The organism is Tepidimonas sp. (assembly GCF_036824975.1).
Taxonomy (GTDB): domain Bacteria; phylum Pseudomonadota; class Gammaproteobacteria; order Burkholderiales; family Burkholderiaceae_C; genus Tepidimonas.
The window spans coordinates 2,065-4,120 of the sequence record NZ_DAISZC010000065.1 but is presented as its reverse complement, the minus strand read 5'-3'; the positions used below and the strand labels follow the sequence as shown (position 1 = coordinate 4,120).

The 2,056-nt window shown below is 64.8% G+C and carries 1 protein-coding gene; it reads right to left on the bottom strand.

Annotated features, from left to right (window positions below; genetic code table 11):
* Nucleotides 1–2,056, bottom strand: a 2,056-nt coding sequence (gene uvrB / locus V7Z54_RS07950) for an excinuclease ABC subunit UvrB (RefSeq protein WP_334135691.1), incomplete at both ends; no start/stop codon positions are given.

Here is a 2,056-nt window from a genome sequence, read left to right as displayed (position 1 = left end):
GCCAGCGCCTCCTCGGCGGCCCCGTGGGCGCCCAGCACGCGGTCCTTGAGCTGCATGAGCTGGTCGCGCACCCGCGCCGCCGCCTCGAACTCCAGGTTGCGCGCGTGCTCCAGCATCTGTTTCTCCAGCCGCTTGATCTCGCGCGCGAGCGCCTTTTCGTCCAGTTCCTGTAGCGCGGCGGCCTCGGCCTGCACCTGCTGCTGGCGCTGCTGGGCTTCGGCCGCCCGGTCGCTGACGACGCCGTCGATGAGGTCCTTGATGCGCTTGGTGACCCCGCGCGGCGTCACGCCATGGGCGGCGTTGTAAGCCAGCTGCTTGGCGCGGCGGCGTTCGGTCTCGTCGATGGCGCGGCGCATGGAATCCGTCACCGTGTCGGCGTACAGGATCGCCATGCCGTTGAGGTTGCGCGCTGCGCGGCCGATGGTCTGGATGAGGCTGCGTTCGGCGCGCAAAAAGCCTTCCTTGTCCGCATCCAGGATCGCCACCAGCGACACTTCGGGAATATCCAGTCCCTCGCGCAGCAGATTGATGCCCACCAGCACGTCGAAGGTGCCCAGCCGCAGGTCACGGATGATCTCCACGCGCTCGACCGTATCCACATCCGAGTGCAGATAGCGCACGCGCACGCCGTTTTCGCTCAGGTAGTCGGTGAGTTGCTCGGCCATGCGCTTGGTCAGCGTGGTCACCAGCACACGCTCGTCGCGCTGCACGCGCAGGCGGATCTCGTGCAGCAGGTCGTCCACCTGATGCGTGGCAGGCCGCACTTGCACCACCGGGTCCACCAAGCCGGTGGGGCGTACCACCTGCTCCACCACGCGCGAGGATCGACGCAGTTCGTACTCGCCCGGCGTAGCCGACACGAAGATCACCTGCCGCATGCGCCGCTCGAACTCCTCGAACTTCAGCGGCCGGTTGTCTAGCGCGCTGGGTAGCCGAAATCCGTACTCGACCAGCGTCGTCTTGCGCGCACGGTCACCGTTGTACATGCCCGCCAGCTGCCCGATCATCACGTGGCTCTCATCCAGAAACATGAGCGCGTCGCGCGGCAGGTAGTCAGTGAGCGTGCTGGGCGGCTCGCCCGGCGCCGCGCCCGACAGGTGCCGGGTATAGTTCTCGATGCCCTTGCAGTGGCCGACCTCCACCAGCATCTCCAAGTCGAAGCGGGTGCGCTGCTCCAGCCGCTGCGCTTCCAGCAGCTTGCCCATGGCCAACAGCTCTTGCACCCGGGCCTGCAGCTCCTCTTTGATCGACTCCACCGCGTGCAGTACCTGCTCGCGCGGCGTGACATAGTGGCTGCTGGGATAGACCGTAAAGCGCAGCAGCCGCTGGCGGGTTTGGCCGGTTAGCGGGTCGAACAAGGTCAGCGCCTCGATCTCGTCGTCGAACAACTCGATGCGCAGCGCCAGCTCGGAGTGTTCGGCGGGAAAGACGTCAATCACGTCGCCGCGCACGCGAAACTTCCCACGCACGAATTCCTGTTCATTGCGCTGGTACTGCATGCGCACCAACTGCGCGATGATGTCGCGTTGGCTCATGCGGTCGCCGACACGCAGGGTCAGGATCATACGGTGGTAGTGCTCGGGCTTGCCGATGCCGTAGATGGCGCTGACGGTGGCCACGATGACCACGTCGCGCCGCTCCAGCAGGCTCTTGGTACACGACAGGCGCAGCTGTTCGATGTGCTCGTTGATGGCGCTGTCCTTCTCGATGTAGAGGTCGCGCTGTGGTACGTAGGCCTCGGGCTGGTAGTAGTCGTAATAGCTGACGAAATATTCGACGGCGTTCTTTGGAAAGAACTCACGAAATTCACTGTAAAGCTGTGCCGCTAAAGTCTTATTGGGCGCAAAGACGATCGCCGGCCGCCCCAGCCGCGCGATCACGTTGGCCATCGTGAACGTCTTGCCCGAACCAGTCACACCCAGCAGCGTCTGGAACGCCTCGCCGTCCTGCACCCCTTCAACCAGCTGCGCAATCGCACTGGGCTGGTCACCCGCCGGTGGGTAGGGCTGAAAGAGCTCAAACGGCGAGTCCGGAAAGCGGACGAATTGACCGGTGG